This window comes from Streptomyces synnematoformans (genome assembly GCF_039531005.1).
GTDB classification, from domain to species: domain Bacteria; phylum Actinomycetota; class Actinomycetes; order Streptomycetales; family Streptomycetaceae; genus Streptomyces; species Streptomyces synnematoformans.
The window spans coordinates 1-2025 of the sequence record NZ_BAAAPF010000591.1 but is presented as its reverse complement, the minus strand read 5'-3'; the positions used below and the strand labels follow the sequence as shown (position 1 = coordinate 2025).

At 80.1% G+C, this 2025-nt stretch carries 1 pseudogene; it reads right to left on the bottom strand.

From position 1 onward, the window contains the following. Nucleotides 1-72 precede the first annotated feature (72 nt). Nucleotides 73-2025: pseudogene (locus tag ABD317_RS36320) on the bottom strand (sacsin N-terminal ATP-binding-like domain-containing protein); the annotation flags it as partial.

The following is a 2025-nucleotide window of genomic DNA, read 5'->3' as shown; positions in this document are numbered from 1 at the left end:
GGCGCGGGGCGGTGCGGCGCCGGGCGGCGGGCCGCGCACGGGCCGTACGCCGCCCGCCCCCGGCGCCCGTCCTCAGTCGAACCAGCGCGCCTCCCCCAGCTCCCGCGTCCGCGTCGGGTCCTCCAGCAGCGCCGCCGCCTCGAACCGCCGCCGCCACTGCCCCGTCGCCCACGCCAGCCCCGCCGCCAGCCCCTCCAGCGTCGCCGCGTGGACCGTGCCGTCGGGGGTGCGGCGCCAGTCGAGTTCGACGCCCGCCACGCCGGCGACCGTCAGCCGCTCGTGCTCCTCGTACGTCGCCGGGGTGTCCGGGCCCAGCAGGTCCCGTACCGCCGGCGGGACCTCCCGGGTCTCGCCGGCCGCCGGCACCCGCGCCTCGTACGCCTCCGTCAGCCGCCGCACCTGCAGCAGCTCCGCCAGCGCCGCCGCCCGCCCCGGGGCGACCGGCAGCAGGGGGCGGGCCGCGGCCAGCGGCACCAGGTCCGGGGCGTCCGCGACCAGGGCCTCACCGGCGGGTACCACCTCCGTGGCGCCGTCGCGGACCGCACGGAGGTCGTCCGGCAGGGTGACGCCGTCGGGGTCGAGGCCGGCGAGGAGCGTGTAGAGGGCGTGGAGCCGGGGCGGGGTGACCTCGCTCGCGGGGTCGGCGAGGCGGGCGAGGAGTTCGGCGGCGCCGCCCGGTTCGTCGAGGAGCGCGGCGGCGGAGGTGCGTACCCCCAGGGCGTGCAGGACCTGCTCGTCGGCGACCGCGGAGGCGTCGGCCGGCTCGTACAGCCCGGTGAGCAGCGGGTCGCCGCCCGCGGCGCGCAGGCCGGCGGGCGGGCGGCCGTCGAGCACGGGGCTGCCGCGCAGCCACCAGGCGGTGTACGGGCGTACGAGGTGCGCCTCGCCGTCCGGCAGCAGGACGCGCGCGGGGCGCGTGAGGGCCTCGCGCAGCGGCGGGCGGGAGAGCAGCGCGAGCGCCTCCGGCCAGCGCGCCTCGTCGACCAGGTCCAGGTCCCGTACGCCCACCAGCTCGGTGAGCACCGGCGGCACGGGCGTGTCCGGCAGCTGGTCGAGGACGTCCTCACACCACACGTCGACGGCGTCGAGCAGCCCGACGTCGTCGGGTTCGGGGTAGTCGGCGTCGCGCGGCTCCAGCTCGTCGGGGTCGAGGACGACGTCCCCGGCCCGTACGAGCGCGAAGTCCGCCTGCACCCCCACCGCCGTCAACGGCTCCTCCCCCCACCGCTCGACGAGGCTGCCCGCGCACACCGCCAGCTCGCCCGGCCGGATGACGGCGGCGAACGGGCTGCCGGGGTAGACGAGTTCGCCGGCGGGGGTCGGCTCGCCGTCGTCGTCGGGCAGCGCGAGGGCGCCCAGCCACGGTTCGTCGCCCGGCGCCAGGTGCGCGTCGCGGACCAGCCCGAGGACGATGTCCGCCAGTTCCTCCGGATCCGGCGCGCCCGGCCCCGGCCCCTCGTCGAACCACACCTCCCCCGCGTCCAGCGACCCCGCCACCGCGGCCCGCACCTGCGGCGTCGTCAGCACCGCGCGCGGCGTGGCGGCGACGGCGCCCAGCTGCTCCAGCACGGGGTGCGCGGCGACGGGGTCGGCGACGCGGAGCCCGAGGCGGGCGAGGCGCTCGGACCGGTCGTCGGTGCCGTCGCCGGTGCCGTCGCCGATGCCGTCGGCGGGCAGCAGCACCTGGCGGGGGCCGACGACGACGCGGCCGTCGGCGAGCGGCACCGGCAGGCCGGCCAGCTCCTCGGGGTCGGTGCCGGCGAGGGAGCCGTAGAGGCCGTGCCACCAGGCCGCGGGGCGCTCGACGCCGCTGAGCCGCTCGACCAGTTCGCCGAGCGGAACGCGGGCGACGTCGAGGGTGCGCAGCTCGCCGCGGCGCTCCAGGCCGGCGGGGAGCAGGTTCGGGAAGACGTCGCCGAGCCGGCGCACCGTCTCGGCGCCGGCGCCCTCGGCGACGAGCGCGTCCCGGGGGCGCAGCGGCCGCGGCGCGGCGGGCTCCGCGGGCGCGGGCGCCGCGGGCGCCGT